The organism is Methylibium sp. Pch-M, assembly GCF_004136295.1.
GTDB lineage: Bacteria > Pseudomonadota > Gammaproteobacteria > Burkholderiales > Burkholderiaceae_C > Methylibium > Methylibium petroleiphilum.
The window spans coordinates 565,507-584,570 of sequence record NZ_CP029606.1 but is presented as its reverse complement, the minus strand read 5'-3'; the positions used below and the strand labels follow the sequence as shown (position 1 = coordinate 584,570).

The window sequence follows — 19,064 nt, the reverse complement described above, 5'->3', positions numbered from 1 at the left end:
CTATGAAGCCTTCCCCCTGAACTACGGTGGCGGCGGGCTGGATTGTAGGAGGCCAGCTGCGGTCTCAGTTCCAGCGGAAGATCCAGATCAGGTCGACCGCCGGGTCCTCGCCCGACTGGGCGCGCAGCGTGAAGCGCTGCGCAATGCGGTAGATCAGCTGCCAGTTGCCGGCGGTGGCGTTCAGGCCGCGCTCGTAGCCCACGTAGACCCGGTCGGAGATCTGCTTGCCGACCGTGACCACGGTGTCCTTGACGGCGCCGTCGCTCTGCCGCACCGACAGTTCGTCGAGTCGCAGCAGGCCCGCCACGTCCAGCGGGTTCTTGCCGTCGGCGCCGTCGCCGGCCAGCAGCGCGAACGCGGCGCGCTGCAGCAGCAGCACATCGCCGCCGGCCAGGCTGTCGTAGCTGCGGCCGGTGACCAGCAGCGCCAGCTTCTCGGTGCCGGGCAACTCGGGGTCCGAGAACAGCCGCACCCGCGGCGACTGCACGTTGCCGCCGACGATGACACCGACGCGGGTGTCGGTGTTGGCGCGCACCGCCTGGATGTCAAGCCGCGGATTGGCGATATCGCCCACGAAGGTGATCACGCCGCGCTCGATGGCGAGCTTCTGGCCGTAGGCCTCGTAGGTGCCCGCATCGGTGCGGATCTCGCCGTGGGCGGCCAGCCGTCCGCCCGGCGTGGTGAGACGCAGGTCGCCTTCGAGCCGGGTGTCGAGGCCGCGCCCGCGCAGCTTGAAGCGCGGGCCGAGGTTGACCGCAAGACGCAGGTCCACGGCGCGCGGTGCGCGGGGCGCCGCACCTTCGGCCGCCGCGGGGGCGTCGCCGGCGCGGCGCACGGTCACATCCTCGCCGAGCGTGGGCGCGTCGCTGCGGCTGATGTCGACCAGGCCCTCGTCGGCCCGGAATTCGCCGTCGACCTTGATCGTCTGGGCGTCCAGCGCCAGGCTGGCCTGCCCGCTGGCGACGACGCGCCGGTCGACGCGGCCGAGCACCGTGGCGCGTTCGGCCGTGAGCTGCAGCCGCGCCTGGGGTGCATCGCCCAGGCGCGCGTCGCCGCTGGCGCGCAGTTCGCCTTCCCCGGCCTTGAACCGCAGCGTGGTCAGCCGGGCGGTGTCGCCATCGAAACGGGCATCGAGTTCGCCGTCGGACAGGGCCACGCCTTCGAGTGTGTTGCGCAGCGCGAGCTGGCGGCCGGCAAGCTGCCCTGTCAGATCGGGACCGCCGAACCGCCCCCCGACGAGCAGGGTGCCGTCCATCTGCCCGCCCAGGCGCCAGCCGGCCGGCACCCAGGCCCCCCAGGCGCCCAGGTTCTCGACCTGCACCCGCAGCGCGCCCTCGACCGGCGCATCAGGGGCGGGCCACAGCAGGTCGGGCGCGGTGCGCACGGTCTGCGCGCCGACCACGCGCCCGAGTTGGGCGCCAGCGACGAGCTGGTTGAACTGCCACAGGCCGGACTCGGCCGTGAACTCGAGTCGGGCGTCCGTGAGGCCCAGCGGCTGGATGCTGCCGAACTCGTTGACCTGCAGGTCGCCGCCGGTGCGGGCGATCTCGATGTGCGCGCTGACCGTCGGATCGCTGCGCACGCGCACTTGCGCACCGACGCGCAGATCGCCGACCCATCCGAAATCGGGCTGCAGCCGCCGCAGCAGGCGCGCCACCTCGAACGGTTCGACGTCGGCCTGCAGGTCGAGTTGCGGAGGTTGCTCGTCCTGGCGCTGCCAGCGCAGCGTCTGCCAGCGCAGCACCGCTCCCAGCACGTCCACGCTGCCCGGCGTCATCTGCCAGCGCAGCAACTGTTCGCCCTGCTGCAGTTCGAACGCAAGTTCGCGTGCCACGACCAGTGGCAGCGGTGCGACCGAGGCGCGGGCCGCCGCCGCGTCGGCGCTCTCGGCGCCCGCTGCCGTCGCGGGAGGGGGCACCGACCCCGCACTTTGTGGAACGGGCAGCAGCGACAGCTCGGGCAGGCGCGCGCGCCAGAGGTTCGGCGCGCCGTTCTCTCCGGCTTGCCAGGCGCCGGTCAGTCGCGCCACCAGACTCAGCGGTGCGGGTTCGGCGGCGCCGGCCTCGCTGCCCGGGGCCTGCGGTTGCCGCAGTGTGGCGCGCAGACTGGCGCGGTGCTCGCCGAGCGTGCCGTCGGCCTGCAACGCGACGGTCGGGAGCGTCAGCGCCGGCGTCCGGATCCGGGTGGCAGTGAACTCGCCCTGCAGCGCGGCGCGCGCCAGCGCGCTGCCGACGGCCTCGCTGCCGGGCAGCGTGGCGTCCCAGCGCCCCTGGGCCGCATCGAGCCGGAGGCTGCCGAACTGCAGGCGCTCGAGTTCGAGGCTGCCGCGCGTGACGAGGCTGCCGCTGGCCGCACTGCCGAGCAGCCATGCTCCGAGCGCTCCGTCGGCACGGCTTTCGAGGCGGGCGCGACCGGTCAGCGGCCCCAGCCCCAGCGCATCGGCCAACGGCGCGAGCTGCGCCAGGGCCGGCGCGTCGAGTTGCAGCAGCAGTTGCTCGGCGTCGGCAGCCGGTGCACTGCCGCCGCGGACTGGCGCGCGCAGTTTCAGGTCGAGTTCTGCGCGGTTGTCGGCGGCGCGGGCGCTGGCGGTGGCGTCGAGCCGGCCCTTGCCGTCGGCATCGGCCTGCAGTTGCAGCGCGAGCGGCTGGCCGGCGAAGGCGCTGTCGCTCAGGTCGGCGCGCAGCGTGCCGCGCAGCGCCGCCAGCAGCGCACCCGTGTCGGCCGCCGCCGCCGGTACCTGCGCGCGCAGACTGAGCTGGCCGTTGAGCGCGTTGCGGCTGCGCCGCCAGGCAGCCGCGGGTTCTCCGGGCAGCCAGGCTGCGGGGTCGAAGTCGGCGAGCTTCAGGTCGGCCTCGGTGTCCCAGCGCTCGCCGCTGCGCTGCGCGCGCCCCTTGCCGTCGAGCCGTGCGGCGCCGGCGCGTGCGCTCAGCGTGTCGATGACGGCGAGCGTGGGCGTGGCGCTGCCACGCAACGTGAGCTGCGCGGTGCCGCGCAACGGCACGGGGGCGTTGTGGCGAGCGGGACCGAGCAACGCGCCTTCGAGCCGGGCATCGAACGCGAGACGACCGAAGACCGCTTCCGCGTTGACGGGTGCGGCGTGCTTCAGATCGACCGGCCCGCTCAGCCGCAGCGGCGGGGCGCGCTGATCCAGTCCCTGCAGCAGCACGCCGTCGAGCCGGAGCCGGGCCTGCGCGTCGGGCCCCTCGACGCGGCCGGTGGCCTCGAGCAGCCCGGCCGCGGTGCGCGCATCGGAGGCCAGCTGCACGCGGGCGCGCTCGATGTCCCACGCCGTGCCGCGGCCCCGCAGCAGCAGGTCGATCTCGCGCACCGGCGCGCGCCGCTGGTCCCAGCGGCCGGGGGCCTCGTTGCGCACCTGGGTCCGCAGCACCAGCGGCTGGTCGTCATTGAGCTGGAGCACGGCGCTGCCGGTCAGGTCGGTGGTCGGTGCCGGCGCGTCGGCGGACAGGAAGGGGGCGAGCAGCCGCGCGAGGTCGAGCTGCACGAAGCGCGCGTCGAGCTGAGAGACGGGCAGGGGATCGAAGGGCGTGACCTGGGCCCGGGCATCGAGGCGCTGGGCCTGCATCACCACCGTCGCCTGGGCGTCGAAGCGGCTCAGCGGGCCGGCCGCCTGCAGCGCCAGCGTCGCGCCGCGGGCCCAGGGCGGCACCTGCGACTCGCTGGCGTCGGCGGCGCCGTGCAGCGCAAAGCGCGCCCGCAGCGGCAGCGGCGCCGCCGCCTCGATCTCTCCGCCGCCCTCGGCCTGCAGCCCGTTCCAGCGCAGCGAAAGGGCCTCGATGCGGTGGGTGCTGCCAGCCTCGACACGCGCGCTCAGGGCCTCGATCGGCGCCGCGAGCCCCGGCAGTTGCAGGCGCTCGATGCGCAGCGTGTCGATGCGCGCGCTCAGCGGCAGCTGCAGGTCGGACGGGGCGCCCGTGCCGGGCGTCGGCCCGGGCGCAGGGGCGAGCTCGACCGCCACGCTGAGCGCGGCCAGCGTGCGGGCCTGCAGATGAACGAAGGGCGCGGCGAAGCGCCAGTCGACGAGCTCCAGCCCGCTCGATTGCAGGCCATCGATGCGGACCGTGCTGTGGCCGGCGCGGATCGACAGCCGCGCCAGCGAGAACTCGCTGGTCGGCCCGAGCAGCGCGCCGCGTGGGGCTTCGAGCATGAGCCCCGGGACATGCGTGCCGATCTGATCGAGCCACCAGCGCGTGCCGGCCTCGGTGTGCAGCGCCTGCCACGCCGAGGCGATGACCGCCGCCGCGGCCAGCGGCAGCGCGAGCACCGCACCCAGCAGCCACGGCCAGCGGCGCGCGGCGCGCGGCGCCGCAGCGGGCGCGCCCGTGCCGCGCGGGGCCGGCGTGTCGGCCATCAGAACGTGACCCCCACGCTGATGTGCAGCCGCACGGCCTCGACCTGCTGGCCGTAGGCCAGGTCGATGCGCAGCGGGCCGATCGGGCTGCGCCAGCGCACGCCGACGCCGTAGCCGACGGCCGCGTCGTATTCACCCCAGGTCAGTGCCGCGTTGCCGGCGTCGACGAACACGGCGCCGTACCAGTTTCGCCATTGCGGCGAGCTGTCCGACAGCCGGTGGGCCAGTTCGATGCTGCCGGTGGCCAGCACCGGGCCGCCGACCACCGCGCCGTCGCGCACCGGGCCGAGCGTGCGGTAGCCGTAGCCGCGTACCGAGTCGTCACCGCCGGCGCGGAACAGCAGGGAATCCGGGATGCCCAGCGTGTCACGGCGCAGCACCTGCCCGACCTCGCCGCGCAGCTGCCCGAGCCAGCCGCCGATCAACGGGCGGTACCAGACCGCCTGCAGGTAGAGGCGCCCGAACGGCCCGCGATCGCCGCCGCCGTCGTAGGCCACGCCGGCGCCGCTCTGCGCGTTCAGGATCAGGCCGCGCGTGGGGAACACGAGGTTGTTGACGTCGCGGTGCACCCATTCGTAATTGGCGAGCAGCGCGCGGTCGGTGGTCCGGGCGGTCGCCGTCTCGACCGTGGTGCGGTTGAACTCGAGGTAGTAGAGGCGGTCGATGCGCTCGGTGTCGCGCGTGCGGCCGACGCGCGCCCGCTGCGTCTGCGTCACCGCCCCGCCGGCGTCCAGGTAGTCGGCCTTCAGCCCCAGCAGGTTGCGGTAACCCTCGGGCTGCGGGTAGGTGAGCAGGTCGAACGAGGCCTCGCGTTCGTCGCGCCCCACCTTGAGTTTGGTGGTGGCCACGAGGTCGTAGCCGAACACGCGGCGGTGCGTGTGCTCCACGCCGACACGCGGGCCGGTGTTGCTCGAGAAGCCGACGCTGAACGTGGCGTTCTGCATCTTGTTCTCGCGCAGCTTCGCGTAGACGATCGCGTGGTCGGCGCCCTCCGGGCTCTGGTCGAGCTCGACCGCCACGCCCTCGTAGAGACCGGTCTTCTGCAGGGCCTCCTGGTAGTCGAGCAGCTTCTTCTCGGTGTACTCGGAGCCGATCTGGAACGGCAGCACGTTCAGCGCGGCATCCTGCGGTGTGCGCTCCAGCCCTTCGACGCGGATCTCGCCGATGCGGTAGAGCGGCCCGCTATCGACCACCAGGAACAGGCGCACCGTGTTGCTGGTGGCGTCCACCTCGGCGCTGGTGCCCGAAAAGCCGGCCGTCGCGTAGCCGCGCGTGCGCAGACTGGCCAGCAGCGCGTTCTTGGCGCCGGTCCAGGCCGCCTGGCTGAACGGCGTCCCTTCCTTCAGCGACCAGCGGGCGCTCAGCCGCTGCCAGCGGGTGCGCAGGGCGGCGTTGCCAGCATTCATCGCGTCGGCATAAGGCCCCTGGACCTCGATCTGCACCCGGCCCACCCGCACCTGCGGACCGGGATCGACGCGCACCCGCACGGTCGGCGGGCCGCCTGCCGGTGCATCGTCGCGCGTCACGTCGATGCGTGCATTGAAGTAACCCTCCGGTTCCAGCAGGCTGCGAGCCTGATCGGGGGCCGCAGCGATCAGTCGGCCGATCTCGACCACCGAGATGTCGCGCTGCTCGCGGAACCGCGCCAGGTCGAGGTGGCGTACCAGCAGGTCGCGCAGCGGGTTCGGCGCCCGCACCTCGAGGTGGTAGGCCGCGTGCCTGCCGGTCGTCAGCGTGGTGACGCCGCTGTCCAGCAACGGGGCGCGGGCGGCTGCCTCGGTGGCGTCGGCGGCGCCTTCGCCGGCCTGGTCGGCGCGCGCTTCGTCCCGGGCCGCCGCGTCGTCCTCTTCGACCTGTGCCCATGCCACCTGCACGGACAACAGGGTGGCGCTCCAGGCCACGGCGATCAGCACCGTCGCGATGGCGTGTCGCAGCCTGGCGGTCAACGGCCGCGATCCGGTCACTTGCTCAGCAGGCGCATCGCACCCTCGAGCCCCTGCAGCGTCAGCGGGAACATGCGCTGCTGCATCAGCTGCTGGATGATCGAGATGCTCTGACGGTAACCCCACACGCCCTGCGGTTCCGGGTTGATCCAGGCGTACTTGGGGAAGGCGTGGGTCAGGCGCTGCAACCATTCGGCACCGGGTTCCTCGTTGTTGTATTCGACGCTGCCGCCCGGTTGCAGGATCTCGTAGGGGCTCATCGTCGCGTCGCCGACGAAGATCAGCTTGTAGTCGCGGTTGTACTTGCGGATCACGTCCCAGGTCGAGTGCTTTTCGCTGAAACGGCGCCGGTTGTGCTTCCACATGAAGTCGTAGACGCAGTTGTGGAAGTAGTAGAACTCCAGGTGCTTGAACTCGGTCTTGGTGGCGCTGAACAGCTCTTCCACGCGGTGGATGTGCTCGTCCATCGTGCCGCCCACGTCCATCAGCAGCAGCACCTTCACCTTGTTGTGGCGCTCCGGCACCATCTTGATGTCGAGCAGGCCGGCATTGGCGGCGGTGCGGTGGATGGTGTCGTCAAGGTCGAGTTCGAGTTCGTTGCCCTCGCGAGCGAAGCGGCGCAGCCGGCGCAGCGCGACCTTGATGTTGCGCGTGCCGAGCTCCTTGGTGTCGTCGTAGTCCTGGTAGGTACGCTGGTCCCACACCTTGACCGCGCTCCTGTTCCTGCCCGCGCCGCCGATGCGGATGCCCTGCGGGTTGTAGCCCGAGTGGCCGAACGGCGACGTGCCGCCGGTGCCGATCCACTTGCTGCCGCCCTCGTGGCGCTCCTTCTGCTCCTCGAAGCGCTTCTTCAGCGTCGCCATCAGCTCGTCCCAGCCCATCTTCTCGATCGCGGCTTTCTGCTCCGGGGTGAGCTCCAGCTCCAGCGTGCGGCGCAACCAGTCGAGCGGCACCTCCTGCGTGAAGTCGGCCAGCATCTGGGCGCCCTTGAAATAGGCGGCGAAGGCGCGGTCGAACTTGTCGAAGTGGGCCTCGTCCTTGACCAGCGTGGTGCGGGCGAGGAAGTAGAACTGCTCGACCGAGGGCTGGCCGTCGCGCTCGGCCAGGCCGGCCTGCAGCCCCTCGAGCAAGGTGAGGTACTCCTTGATCGAGACGGGCAGCTTCGCGCTGCGCAGGGTGTAGAAGAAGTCGATCAGCATGGCGTCGCGGGAGAGCAGGGCGCAAGGTGCGCTGGCCGATGAACGTCGATGGTAGCCCCAGCGATTGCGGCTCGTGCGGACGCGACAGGTAACCCTGTGTCAACGGCCGGCTCGGTCATCGGCCGCCGGTTCCGGGTCTCAGCGCGGCCGCAGCAATTGCCACTCGAGGTGCGTCTTCACGGTCGGCCATTCCGCCGCGGTGATGCTGTAAACCGCCGTGTCGCGCAGCGTGCCGTTGGCGGCGCGCTGGTGAGCGCGCAGCACGCCGTCGAGCTGCGCGCCGAGCCGCTCGATCGCGCGACGGCTCTGGGTGTTGAGCCGGTGGGTGCGGAACTCGACGGCGATGCAGTCCAGCGTTTCGAAGGCATGCGTCAGCAGCAGCAGCTTGCATTCGGTGTTGAGCCCGGTGCGCTGCACGCGCTGTGCATACCAAGTGGAGCCGATCTCGACGCGGCGGTTCGCCGCGTCGATGTTCATGTAGGTGGTCATCCCGGACGGTGTGCCGTCGGCGTCCAGCACAGTGAAGGGCAGCATCGAACCCGCGGCGTGCAGCGCCAGCCGGCGCGCGATCTCCGGCCCGATGGCCTCGGGTGCCGGGATCGCGGTGTACCAGAGTCGATGCAATTCGCCTTCCGCGCTGGCGCGGGCCAGCGCATCGGCGTGCGCATGCGAGAGCGGCACCAGGCTGGCGTGGCGGCCCTCGAGCGTGACCGGTGAGGTGAGAGGCAGGGCACTCATGGACGATCCCGCGTGAAGGTTTGCGCCAGCGCGCGCGCCAGCCACTTGCCGAGCCCGCAGCCCAGCACGATGAACACCAGCCCGATCATCTGGGCGCCGCCGTAGCCGGGCGTGCCGACGAAATCGAAGCCCAGCAGCCGGCCGAGACCCCAGCCGGCCAGAGCGCCGAGCACGAAGCCCAGGGCGTCGGCCACGCCGACGAGCAGGTCGCGACGGGTGTCGTTCTGCATGCGTGTCCCGCTCAACGGTTGCGCTGCTGCATGAACACCAGCTTCTCGAACAAGCTCACGTCCTGCTCGTTCTTCAGCAGCGCGCCGAGCAGCGGCGGGATGGCGACCTTGTCGTCCTGGCTCTGCAGCGCGTCGAGCGGAATGTCCTCGGCCACCAGCAGCTTGAGCCAGTCGAGCAGTTCGCTGGTGCTAGGCTTCTTCTTGAGGCCGGGCAGGCCGCGTACGTCGTAGAAGCTCTTCAGCGCCGAGGCCAGCAGCTCTTTCTTCAGCGTGGGGAAGTGCACCTCGACGATCCTGCGCATCGTCTCGGCCTCGGGGAACTTGATGTAGTGGAAGAAGCAGCGGCGCAGGAAGGCGTCGGGCAGCTCTTTTTCATTGTTGGAGGTGATGAACACCAGCGGCCGATGTCGCGCCTTGACCATCTCGCGCGTCTCGTAGACGTGGAACTCCATGCGGTCGAGCTCGCGCAGCAGGTCGTTCGGGAACTCGATGTCGGCCTTGTCGATCTCGTCGATCAGCAGCGCCACAGGCTGCTCGGCGGTGAAGGCCTGCCACAGCACGCCCTTGACGATGTAGTTGCGGATGTCGCGCACGCGCTCGGCGCCGTCGGGCCCCGCGAGCTGGCTGTCACGCAGGCGGCTCACCGCGTCGTACTCGTACAGGCCTTGCTGCGCCTTGGTGGTGCTCTTGATGTGCCATTGCAGCAACGGCAATTTCAGCGCTGCGGCCACTTCTTCGGCCAGCATCGTCTTGCCGGTGCCGGGCTCGCCCTTGATCAGCAACGGCCGCTGCAGCGTGATGGCGGCATTGACCGCCAGCATCAGGTCGGGTGTGGCGACGTACTGGTCGGAACCTGCATATTTCATGGCGGGAAGAGTCGGCTGAGGGTGTCCAAATCAGTATAGGGGGCCCGTATACTCCGCCGCTGAACTCAACCCACCGCCGGACCATGAAGACACTGTTCCCCGCGATGATCGCGCTGCTTGCGATGACCTTTGCCGCCGCGACGCCAGCGCAAGACAAGGCCGGCGATGCCGCTGCCGGCCAGAAGAAGAACGCCATGTGCATCGGCTGCCACGGCATCGTCGGCTACCAGGCGAGCTTCCCGGAGATCTACAAGGTGCCGATGATCGCGGGGCAGAACGCGAAGTACATCGTGGCCGCGCTGACCGCCTACAAGAAGGGCGACCGCAAGCACCCGACGATGCGCAGCATCTCCGAGTCGCTGAGCGAGCAGGACATGGCCGACCTCGCCGCGTACTACGAAGCCGAAGGTGGCGCGCGCGCCGAGCTGCCGGCCGAGCCGGCGAAGGCGCCGGATCCCGCGATCGCGGAACTGCTGACCAAGGGCAGCTGTGCCGCCTGCCACGGTGCGAACTTCAGCAAGCCCATCGACGGCAGCTACCCGAAGCTGGCAGGTCAGCATGCCGACTACCTGTACGTGGCCCTGAAGGCGTACGCGACCCAGGGCAACCCGAACATCGGCCGCAGCCACGCGATCATGGGTGCCCAGGTCAAGGCGTTCAGCCATGCCGAGCTCAAGGGCCTGTCGAACTACATGGCCGCGCTGCCGACCGACCTGAAGACGGTGCCGCAGTCGAAGTTCAAGTAACCCGCCGCGCCGCCGTGCCGGCCAGGAGCCGCCCGACCGCCAGGTCCGGCGGCTTTTTCACGCGCGCCGCGCGTGCGCGGGTGCGGGGAGGCGATCCGGCTTCAGTTCGCCCGGCTGCGGTCGATAGCGCAGCATGACCACGTTCGACGGAGAAGCGGCGTGCTGAAGAGAATCACGGTGGACCAGCTGCGGCCCGGCATGTACCTGCACGAGCTGTGCGGCTCGTGGATGGAGCACCCGTTCTGGCGCTCCAAGTTCGTGCTGCGCGATCCGGCCGACATCGACAAGATCCGCGGCAGCGGGATCAGCGAGGTGTGGATCAACGTCGAGGTCGGCATGGATGTCGAGGGCGGCATCAGCGAGTCCGATGTGCGCGAGGAGATCGAGCGCGAGCTCGAGGCGGCCGCCACCGCGCCCAGCCCGTTGATCGAACTGCCGCGCTCGCGGGACGAGGAGCTGGCGCAGGCGCGCAAGGTGATCGGCCGTTCGCGTGAGGCCGTGCAATCGATGTTTGCCGAGGCCCGGCTGGGCCGCGCGATGGATGTCGAGCAGGGGCGGCGCCTGGTGGAAGAGATCGCCGGCTCGGTGATGAGCAGTCCCGGCACGCTGGTGAGCCTGGCGCGCCTGAAGACCACCGACACCTACACCTACCTGCATTCCGTGGCCGTGTGCGCCCTGATGGTGTCGCTGGGCCGCCAGCTGGGCCTGCGCGAGTCGCAGGTGCGCGAGGCGGGCCTGGCCGGGCTGATGCACGACCTGGGCAAGGCGGTGATGCCGAGCCCGGTGCTGAACAAGCCGGGACGCCTGACCGACGAGGAGTTCGCGATCATCCGCACCCATCCGGAGCGGGGCCATGCGCTGCTGCTCGAGGCCGGCAATGCGCCACCGGACGTGCTCGATGTCTGCCTGCACCACCACGAGAAGGTCGACGGCAGCGGCTATCCGCACCGGCTGGCCGGGGACCAGATCTCGCTGATCGCCAAGATGGGCGCGGTGTGCGACGTCTACGACGCCATCACCTCTAACCGCCCCTACAAGGCCGGCTGGGACCCGGGCGAGTCGCTGCGCCAGATGGCGCAGTGGAAAGGGCACTTCGACCCGCTGGTGTTCCAGGCCTTCGTCAAGACGGTCGGCATCTACCCGGTCGGTTCGCTGGTGCGGCTGCAGACCGGGCGGCTGGCGGTGGTGATCCAGCAGAACCCGGCGTCGCTGCTGACCCCCAAGGTCAAGGTGTTCTTCAGCACCAAGTCCAACCAGCGCATCCTGCCGGAGGAGATCGACCTGGGCGGGCCCTGGTGCCAGGACAAGGTGATCGCCTGCGAGCCGCCGGACAAGTGGCCGTTCAAGGACATCGACCGGCTCTGGGCCGGGGAGGCCGCCAAGCCCTGAGGGAATTGCGTGGCCTGTCTACACTGCGCGCTCCCCCGCTCGAGCGCAGAAGAACCGCCATGCCGTCCCTCCTTCGATACGCCTCGGCGATGCTGCTGGCCGCGCTGGCCACGGCCAGCTCGGCGCAGACGCTGCGCTGGGCCAGCCAGGGCGATGTCCAGACGCTGGACCCCCACTCCCAGAACGAGTCGCTGACCAACCAGATCAACGGCCAGGTCTACGAGTCGCTGGTCAACCGCGATCGGCAGCTCGCCATCGAGCCGGTGCTCGCCACCGAATGGCAGCAGACCTCGCCCACAGTGTGGCGGCTCAAGCTGCGTCCCCAGGTCCGCTTCCACGACGGCAGCCCCTTCACCGCGGACGACGTGGTGTTCTCGGTGCTGAGGGCGCGAGATCCCGCATCGGCGATCCGCGTCTACGCCAGCGCGTTGGGCGAGCCGAAGAAGCTCGACGCGCTGACGGTCGAGTTCCGGCTGGCGCAGGTGAACCCGATCTTCCTGCAGCACCTCAGCACGGTGCAGATCATGAGCCGTGCCTGGAGCGAGAAGCACGGCGCCGCGCGACCGCTGGACTTCAAGAACAAGCAGGAAGGCCATGCGTCGCTGAACACCAACGGCACCGGCCCGTTCATGCTGGTCTCGCGCCAGCCGGACGTGAAGACGGTCTTCAAGCGCAATCCGGCCTGGTGGGGCCGCTTCGCGGGCAACCTGCAGCAGGTGGTCTACACGCCCGTGAAGAGCGATGCGACGCGCTCCGCGGCGCTGATCTCGGGCGAGCTCGACTTCGTGCTCGACCCGGCCCCGCAGGACATCGCCCGGCTGCGCAACACGGCCGGCGTGCAGGTCGTCGACGGGCCGGAGAACCGCATCCTGTTCATCGGCATGGACCAGACGCGCGACAAGCTGCTGTACGGCCAGGTGCCCGGCGACCGCAATCCGTTCAAGGACGTGAGGGTGCGCAAGGCGCTCTACCAGGCCATCGACATCGAGACGATCAAGACGAAGCTGATGCGGGGCCAGGCACTGCCCACCGGCGGCATCACGCCGTCGCCGCTGGGCGCCTACAACGATGCGGCACTGGAGAAGCGTCTGCCGTTCGACCTGGCGGCGGCCCGGCAGCTGATGCAGGCCGCAGGCTATCCCGAGGGCTTCGGAGTCACGCTGGACTGCCCGAACAACCGCTACATCAACGACGAGGAGATCTGCCTCGCGCTGGCGGCCATGTGGTCGCGGCTGAAGGTGAAGGTGCAGGTCAACGCGATGCCGCGCAGCACCTACTTCGCAAAGCTCGAGAAGCTGGACTCCTCGATGTACCTGCTGGGCTGGGGCGGCTCGATCACCGATGCCGAGACGACGCTGACGCCGGTGCTGCGCAGCCGCATCCCGGGCGATTCGGGTGGCGTGGGCAGCTGGAACTTCGGCGGCGTCAAGGACGCGAAGCTCGACGAGCTGGCTGCCGCCTCCAGCAGCGAGCCCGACGCGAAGAAGCGCGAGGCGCTGGTCAAGGCGGCGCTGGCGCGCCACAACGAGCTGGTGCTGCACCTGCCGCTGCACCGCCAGATCGTGCCGTGGGCGGCGCGCAGCAACGTGACGGTGGTCCACCGCGCCGACAACTGGCTCGAGTGGTCGTGGATCAGCGTCAAGTGACGCAGCGCCGGCGGCCCCGGCCGCCGACGTCAGCGCGTCGCGCGGCGGCGCACGCAGTCGATGTAGGCTTCGCCGTCCGGCGGCAGACCGCTGCGCTGCGAGGCCCAGATCATCTCGCCCAGGCACTCCATCATCTCGTGCTGCGCCTCGTGCGCCGAGCCGCGGCGCGCCGCGAGCAATTCGAAGGCCTGCTTGATGCCGCGCGGCTGGTCGACGCCCACCTGCTCGGTGATCGACAGGTGCATCGACAGGTGCAGGAAAGGGTTGGTGCGGCCGTCCTCGACGCTGTAGCGGGCCGCCACCGCGGTATCGGCGTCGGCGAGGTCGGCGTGGTACTCGGGGTGCTGGCCGATCCAGTCGGCGGCCATCGCCTCGATCGGTGCGAGCACCTCGGCGGCCTGGTGCTTGCGCTGCACCTCGCAGAAGAAGCGGCGGACGTCGTGCTGGGAGGGCGTGAACATCGCACCATTGTCGCGCTGGCGCGGCCGGCGCCGGGGCGTGAGGGACTTCAGTCGATGCGCCAGGCCGGCAGCTGCCAGTTGCGCCACAGCACCAGTGCGCGCAGCAGCACCGTGAGCAGCGTCCCGGCGATCAGCGCGGCGGTCTCGCTGCCGTCGAGGCTGTGCACCGCCACCACGGCCCAGCCGCCGGCGAAGGCGCACACGGCGTATGGCCGGTGGTCGCTGAAGGCCGCCGGGATCTCGTTGCACACGATGTCGCGCAGCACGCCACCGAAGACCGCGGTGACGACGCCCATCAGCACCGACACCAGCGCCGGCAGCGGCGTGGCGAGCGCGATCAGCGTGCCGCTGGCGGCGAACAGCCCGAGGCCCAGCGCATCGGGCCAGACGATCGCGCGCTCGGTGGGCTGGAAGTGGCGACCCCGCATGAACAGCATCGCGATCACGGCCAGCGCCACGATGGCCCAGACGTACTGTGCATGCTGCACCCAGAAGAACGGTCGGCGGTCGAGCAGCACGTCGCGCAGCGTGCCGCCGCCGAAGGCGGTGAGGCCGGCGACCACCACGACGCCGACCGCATCGAGCCGCTTGCGCGCGGCCTCCATCAGGCCCGACAGCGCGAAGGCCAGCATCGCGGCCCACTCGGCCACGAGCAGGGCGGTCGCGAGGTTCAGCGGGTGGGCGGGCATCGGGGCGGACCGGTCATGACGGCCGACATCATCACCGATCCCGCCTTCTATGCGGTGGCCGTGCCCGCGGTGCTGCTGATGGGCGTGAGCAAGAGCGGCTTCGGGGCCGGCTTCGGCGCGCTCGCGACGCCGCTGATGGCGGTCGCGCTGCCGGTGCCGCAGGCGGCGGCCATCATGCTGCCCCTGCTCGCGGTGATGGATGCCTTCGGCCTGGCCGCGCTGTGGCGCGAAGCCGATCGTTCGCTGCTCAGGCTGATGCTGCCGGCCGGCCTGATGGGCACCGTGCTGGGCACGCTCAGCTTCGGCCTGTTGCCGACATCGACGGTGGCGGGCATCGTCGGCGCGCTGACGCTGCTGTTCCTGGCGCAGCGCCAGTTCTTCCCGCCGCGTGCCGACGCCCCGCCGCCGCCGCGCTGGTGGGGCTTCGGGCTCGGCATCGCCGCCGGCTACACCAGCTTCGTCGCGCATGCCGGCGGGCCGCCGGCGCTGGCCTACCTGATGCCCCTGAAGCTGCGCCCGCTGGTGTTCGCCGGCACGACCGCGGTGTTCTTCGCGGCGGTCAATGCGTCGAAATGGATCCCGTACGCGTGGCTCGGCCTGATCGACCTGCGCAACCTGACCACCTCGCTGCTGCTGATGCCGCTGGCGCCCATCGGCGTGTGGATCGGGGTGCGGCTGGCCCGGCGCGTCGAGCCAACGCTGTTCTACCGCCTGCTCTCGCTCGGCATGCTGCTGACCGGCGTGAAGCTGCTGTGGGACGGGCTGCGGGGCTGGGGGGCTTAGGATGCGGGCCCGGCGGTGCCTTCCGGCGCCGCGCGTCCACCCTCAGGATCTCCGCATGAAGCCTCGTTCGATCATCGTCACGGCGCACCTGGCCCCACCGCGCGCGGGCCGCGGGCGCGCATGAGCGGCAGCCTGCATTTCGCACGGGATCCGGCCGATCCCCGCGTCGGCGTCCTGACGCTGTCGAACGCGGGCAAGCTCAATGCGATCGGCGTCGCCATGTGGCGCGAGCTCGGGACGCTGGCGGCGACGCTGGATGCGCTGCAGCCGACGCTGCATGCGGTGATCGTCCGTGGCGAAGGCAGCGACTTCGCGGCCGGCGCCGATATCGCCGAGTTCCCGGCACACCGCTTCTCCACCGAGGCGCTGCGCGACTACCACGAGCGCCTGGTCGCGCCGGCACTGCACGCGCTGCTCGCGACGGACGTACCGCTCGTTGCGCAGATCGAGGGGGGCTGCATCGGCGGCGGCCTGGAGATCGCCGCCTGTTGCGACCTGCGCATTGCCCGGCGCGGCGCGCGCTTCGGCATCCCGATCGCCCATCTCGGCTTCCCGATGGCGCCCGACGAACTGGCGGTGGTGCTGAGCGCGGTGGGCCGGGCGAACGCGGCCGAACTGCTGCTGGAGGCTCGCCTGCTGGACGCCGACGAGGCGCTGCGGCGCGGCCTGGTGCAGCGCGTCGTGGACGACGTGGCGGCCGAGGCCGCCGCCACGGCCCGGCGCATCGCCGCGCTGCCGGCGTCGGTGGCGCGTGCCAACAAGCGCACGCTGCGCCAGTTGCTGAGCGGCGGGCCGACGGACGCCGAGCGCGCGCGACACTTCGGCTATGCCGACAGCGCAACGCATCTCGAAGGCGTGCAGGCTTTCCTGGATCGGCGCCGGCCGGTGTTTCCGGACGATCCGGTATGACGACGGGCGGCCACGGCGCGCCGCGATGACCCTGACGTGGAACGGAATCCGCTCATGAACAACGACAACCTGTTCGTCGCGTTGCGCGCCGGCTTCCCGGCCGATCTGGATGGCGTGGCGATCGAGGCCGACGGGGGGCTGGTCTACCGCTGGCGCGACATCGAGCGCGCCACCGCGATGATCGCCAACCTGCTGGTGTCGCTGGAACTGCCGACCGGCGCCCGCATCGCCGTGCACACCGACAAATCGGTCGAGGCGCTGCTGCTCTATCTGGCCACGCTGCGCGCCGGCTTCGTCTACCTGCCGCTCAACAATGGCTACCAGCAGGCCGAACTCGACTACTTCATCGAGAACGCCGAGCCGGACGTGGTGGTGTGCGCCACCCGCAACTTCCCCTGGATCAGCAAGCTGGCGTTCCGGCGAAGTGTGGGCCACGTGTTCACGCTGAACGACGACCGCAGCGGCACGCTGCTGGAGCGCGCCGCGCAGCAGGGCGACCGGCACGAGCCGGCGCGGGTGGGCACCGACCAAGTGGCCGCCATCCTGTACACCTCCGGGACGACCGGGCGCAGCAAGGGCGCGATGCTCAGCCACGGCAACCTGCTGAGCAACGCGCGCACGCTGCAGCGCTACTGGGACTGGCGGCCCGACGACGTGCTGGTCCATGCGCTGCCGATCTTCCATGTGCACGGCCTGTTCGTCGCCTGCCACGGCGCGCTGCTGAACGGCAGCCGGATGCTGTGGCTGAACCGCTTCGATCCCGCCGCGGTGATCGAGCGCCTGCCGCGTGCCACCGTGTTCATGGGCGTGCCGACGCTCTATGTGCGGCTACTGCAGGACCCCGCGCTGACACGCGCCACCTGTGCCCGGATGCGGCTGTGCATCTCCGGCTCGGCGCCGCTGTTGATCGAGACCTTCCGGGACTGGCAATCGCGCACCGGCCTGACGATCCTCGAGCGCTACGGCATGAGCGAGACGGCGATGCTCACCTCCAATCCGTGCCGGCCGGAAGACGGCGACCGCATCGGCGGTACCGTCGGCCGGCCGTTGCCGGGCGTGGCGCTGCGCGTCGTCGACGAGGCCGGCGCGGCCTGCCCGCCGGGCGCGGTGGGCGGGGTCGAGGTGCGGGGGCCGAACGTGTTCAAGGGCTACTGGCGCATGCCGGACAAGACGGCCGAGGAATTCACCGCCGACGGCTGGTTCAGGACCGGCGATGTCGGGCGGCTCGACGAGCGGGGCTACCTGACCATCGTCGGCCGCAGCAAGGACCTGATCATCAGCGGCGGCTACAACGTCTATCCGGCCGAGGTGGAGGGCTATCTCAACGAGCTGCCGGGCGTCGCGGAGTCGGCGGTGATCGGCGTGCCGCATCCGGATTTCGGGGAGGCGGTGGTGGCCGTCGTGGTGGCCCGGTCGGATGCCAGGGTGGACGGGGCGCAACTGGTGTCGCAACTCAAGTCGCGCATTGCCGCGTTCAAGCTGCCCAAGCAGGTGTTCGTCATGGCCGAACTGCCGCGCAACGCGATGGGCAAGGTGCAGAAGAACTTGCTGCGCCAGCAGCATGCCGGGGTGTTCGCGGGCGCCGCCTGAGGCGGCGGCTCACTGGCTGAGTTGCCGCCCGGCCTCGACCTGGGACTCGAAGTAGCGCTGCCCGCTGAAGGCGATGGTGGCGATCAGCACGGTGGCACCGACGAACACGGCCCCCACCACGCCGAACACCACCAGCCAGCCGCTCGGGCGGACAGCCGCGCCGGCGTTGTGGCGCGCGTTCCAGCGTTCGTCCGGCGTCAGGCCGTAGACGATCGCGGCCAGCATGCTGGCGGCCAGCGCCAGGCCCAGCAGCGGGATCAGCGCCCAGGCCAGGCGATCGTCCTGCCCCAGTTCGAGCATGCGCTCCACGCCGTACAGGCCCAGCAGCGTCGGCGGCACGTGCAGCCAGCCCCAGGCATCGCGCAGTCCGTGCAGGTAGAAGCGGTGGAGGCCCAGGCTGCCGGCGATGAAGGCGAGCCAGGTCGCCAGCGTCTTGGAGCGTGGGGTCATGAACGGCCTCCCACCGGGGGGCAACCCGAAGGCGGCGTGGCATCGCCATCGCCGAGCGGGCGCTGCATGATGACCACGTCGAGCCAGCGGTCGAACTTCCAGCCGGCCGCGTGCATCGTGCCCACCTCGGCGAAGCCGAGCGCGCGGTGCAGGCCGATCGACGCGGCGTTGGTGCTGTCGCCGATCACCGCGAACATCTGCCGCGCGCCCCAGGCCTCGCAGCGGGCGATCAGCTCCGCCAGCAGCGCCCGGCCCACCCCCTGGCGGTGTGCGTGCGGGGCCAGGTAGATCGAGTCCTCGAGCGCGAACCGGTAGGCCAGACGCGGGCGGAAGGGCGTCGCGTAGGCATAGCCGAGCAGGTCGCCGTGGCGTTCGGCCACCAGCCAGGGCAAGCCCTTGGCGAGCACGTCGTCGCGGCGCCGGGCCATCTCCTCGAGGCTCGGGCCCTCCAGCTCGAAGGTGCCGCTGCCATGCCGGGCATGCCAGTCATAGAGGGCGGTGAGGGCCGGCAGGTCGGCAGCGGTGCTGGGCCGCAGCAGGAGCGCAGCGGCAGGATAGGTGGCACTCATCGGCAACGAGTTTATAATGCGCGGTTTCGGTGGCGGCTTCGTTCATCTGCCGCGCAGCAATGCGCGACGATGGCCCGGGGCGTATCTACGACGCCGAGCACGGGCAGCGCGAGCTGCCGATGAACCGATTCGCCGGCCCCGCGTGTCCCGGGTGACGTGGATCCTGAACCAGACTCAAGGAAACATCATGGTCGTGATCCGACTCGCACGTGGCGGCTCCAAGAAGCGCCCCTTCTACAACATCGTCGCCGCCCCGGCCCGCAACCGTCGCGACGGCCGCTTCCTGGAGCGCGTCGGCTTCTACAACCCGGTCGCTGCCGGCGGCGAAGAGCCGCTGCGCGTGGCGTTCGACCGCATCGACCACTGGGTCAGCCACGGCGCCCAGCTGTCGCCGACCGTCGCGCGTCTGGTGAAGGACGCCAAGGCCAAGGCCGTGCCGGCGGCCTGATGCCGCTGCCGCATCGACGAACGCCTGCCGCACCGTGAG

General features: G+C 70.8%; 17 protein-coding genes. 7 read left to right on the top strand and 10 right to left on the bottom strand.

The annotated features are described in order from the left end of the window. Positions 1-64: 64 nt before the first annotated feature. The 6 genes from C1M51_RS02735 to C1M51_RS02710 all read right to left on the bottom strand — a co-directional run bounded on the left by C1M51_RS02735 (position 65) and on the right by C1M51_RS02710 (position 9,345). Positions 65-4,369 carry a translocation/assembly module TamB domain-containing protein gene (locus C1M51_RS02735; RefSeq protein WP_129448110.1) on the bottom strand — a complete coding sequence of 1,435 codons (4,305 nt, stop codon included), beginning with the start codon at positions 4,367-4,369 and terminating at the stop codon, positions 65-67. Then, positions 4,369-6,315: an autotransporter assembly complex family protein gene (locus C1M51_RS02730; RefSeq protein ID WP_129448109.1), complete on the bottom strand. Its 1,947-nt coding sequence runs from the start codon at positions 6,313-6,315 to the stop codon at positions 4,369-4,371. Before C1M51_RS02730 ends, C1M51_RS02735 begins: the two co-directional genes overlap by 1 nt. Positions 6,316-6,329: 14 nt before the next feature. Beyond that, positions 6,330-7,511, bottom strand: coding sequence for a VWA domain-containing protein (locus C1M51_RS02725; protein ID WP_129448108.1), 1,182 nt, complete (start codon positions 7,509-7,511; stop codon positions 6,330-6,332). Between the two features lie 138 nt (positions 7,512-7,649). Next, positions 7,650-8,249, bottom strand: a complete 600-nt coding sequence (locus tag C1M51_RS02720; RefSeq protein ID WP_207207788.1) for a GNAT family N-acetyltransferase — start codon at positions 8,247-8,249, stop codon at positions 7,650-7,652. Further along, positions 8,246-8,479, bottom strand: coding sequence for a hypothetical protein (locus C1M51_RS02715; RefSeq protein ID WP_129448107.1), 234 nt, complete (start codon positions 8,477-8,479; stop codon positions 8,246-8,248). Before C1M51_RS02715 ends, C1M51_RS02720 begins: the two co-directional genes overlap by 4 nt. Before the next feature lie 11 nt (positions 8,480-8,490). Then, positions 8,491-9,345: a MoxR family ATPase gene (locus tag C1M51_RS02710; RefSeq protein ID WP_011828692.1), complete on the bottom strand. Its 855-nt coding sequence runs from the start codon at positions 9,343-9,345 to the stop codon at positions 8,491-8,493. Between the two features lie 83 nt (positions 9,346-9,428). Between C1M51_RS02710 and C1M51_RS02705 the strand changes: the two genes are divergently transcribed. The 3 genes from C1M51_RS02705 to C1M51_RS02695 all read left to right on the top strand — a co-directional run bounded on the left by C1M51_RS02705 (position 9,429) and on the right by C1M51_RS02695 (position 13,126). After that, positions 9,429-10,091 carry a cytochrome c gene (locus C1M51_RS02705; protein ID WP_129448106.1) on the top strand — a complete coding sequence of 221 codons (663 nt, stop codon included), beginning with the start codon at positions 9,429-9,431 and terminating at the stop codon, positions 10,089-10,091. Positions 10,092-10,250: 159 nt separating this feature from the next. Beyond that, positions 10,251-11,480 (top strand): HD-GYP domain-containing protein, encoded by a 1,230-nt coding sequence (locus tag C1M51_RS02700; RefSeq protein ID WP_129448105.1) that lies wholly within the window; start codon positions 10,251-10,253, stop codon positions 11,478-11,480. 59 nt (positions 11,481-11,539) lie between these two features. Then, positions 11,540-13,126: an ABC transporter substrate-binding protein gene (locus tag C1M51_RS02695; protein ID WP_129448104.1), complete on the top strand. Its 1,587-nt coding sequence runs from the start codon at positions 11,540-11,542 to the stop codon at positions 13,124-13,126. 29 nt (positions 13,127-13,155) lie between these two features. Here C1M51_RS02695 and C1M51_RS02690 read toward each other — a convergent pair whose 3' ends face one another. After that, positions 13,156-13,587, bottom strand: a complete 432-nt coding sequence (locus tag C1M51_RS02690) for a DUF1841 family protein (RefSeq protein ID WP_036231019.1) — start codon at positions 13,585-13,587, stop codon at positions 13,156-13,158. A 47-nt stretch (positions 13,588-13,634) separates the two neighbouring features. Next, positions 13,635-14,276 carry a trimeric intracellular cation channel family protein gene (locus tag C1M51_RS02685; RefSeq protein ID WP_011828696.1) on the bottom strand — a complete coding sequence of 214 codons (642 nt, stop codon included), beginning with the start codon at positions 14,274-14,276 and terminating at the stop codon, positions 13,635-13,637. A 15-nt stretch (positions 14,277-14,291) separates the two neighbouring features. Here C1M51_RS02685 and C1M51_RS02680 point away from each other — a divergent pair, with 15 nt between their 5' ends. The 3 genes from C1M51_RS02680 (at position 14,292) to C1M51_RS02670 (ending at position 17,558) form a co-directional block, all read left to right on the top strand. Next, entirely contained in the window at positions 14,292-15,059 is a 768-nt protein-coding gene (locus tag C1M51_RS02680; RefSeq protein ID WP_129448103.1) for a sulfite exporter TauE/SafE family protein, read from the top strand. 120 nt (positions 15,060-15,179) lie between these two features. After that, positions 15,180-15,968, top strand: a complete 789-nt coding sequence (locus C1M51_RS02675) for an enoyl-CoA hydratase/isomerase family protein (RefSeq protein WP_129448102.1) — start codon at positions 15,180-15,182, stop codon at positions 15,966-15,968. 54 nt (positions 15,969-16,022) lie between these two features. Beyond that, positions 16,023-17,558 (top strand): malonyl-CoA synthase, encoded by a 1,536-nt coding sequence (locus C1M51_RS02670; RefSeq protein ID WP_129448101.1) that lies wholly within the window; start codon positions 16,023-16,025, stop codon positions 17,556-17,558. Positions 17,559-17,567: 9 nt separating this feature from the next. Here the strand turns inward: C1M51_RS02670 and C1M51_RS02665 are convergent, their stop codons facing one another. Both C1M51_RS02665 and C1M51_RS02660 read right to left on the bottom strand, forming a co-directional pair. Next, the gene (locus C1M51_RS02665) at positions 17,568-18,008 is read right to left on the bottom strand and encodes a TM2 domain-containing protein (RefSeq protein ID WP_129448100.1); all 441 of its coding nucleotides are present in this window, start codon (positions 18,006-18,008) and stop codon (positions 17,568-17,570) included. After that, positions 18,005-18,577, bottom strand: coding sequence for a GNAT family N-acetyltransferase (locus tag C1M51_RS02660; RefSeq protein WP_129448099.1), 573 nt, complete (start codon positions 18,575-18,577; stop codon positions 18,005-18,007). The genes C1M51_RS02665 and C1M51_RS02660 overlap by 4 nt, the downstream gene beginning before the upstream one ends. 187 nt (positions 18,578-18,764) lie before the next feature. Between C1M51_RS02660 and rpsP the strand changes: the two genes are divergently transcribed. After that, positions 18,765-19,025 (top strand): 30S ribosomal protein S16, encoded by a 261-nt coding sequence (gene rpsP, locus C1M51_RS02655; protein WP_129448098.1) that lies wholly within the window; start codon positions 18,765-18,767, stop codon positions 19,023-19,025. Positions 19,026-19,064: the final 39 nt, after the last annotated feature.